The organism is Gordonia sp. N1V, from assembly GCF_029269935.1.
GTDB lineage: Bacteria > Actinomycetota > Actinomycetes > Mycobacteriales > Mycobacteriaceae > Gordonia > Gordonia polyisoprenivorans.
In genome coordinates, this window is record NZ_JARJDD010000093.1 from 1 (window position 1) to 302 (window position 302).

General features: G+C 60.3%; 1 pseudogene. It reads left to right on the plus strand.

What is annotated here, in order from left to right:
• A pseudogene (locus P3L18_RS28245) lies at positions 1-302 on the plus strand (HNH endonuclease); the annotation flags it as partial.

Here is a 302-nt window from a genome sequence, read left to right on the forward strand (position 1 = left end):
CGTACTTTGATGGAAACCTTGTCGGCGCCGAAACCTCAGCCCGATGGGTCCCCGGGTCCTCGGACACCCGAACAGATCTGTGCTGCCGCGTTCGAGACGATTGTGGAGTTGGCGGCACAAGGTTTGGCGGACACCACGTTCTCGGCGAAACCGACCAACGGCCTGTTGTGGACCTGGTCGGCGGACAACCCGGCACTCGGTGGGAACTTGCAGAACATGGGTGCCATCAGCGAAGCCACCGCGAAACTGTTGTCGTGTGACACCACGATCACGAAAATCATGCTCGATCCCAACGGGGTACC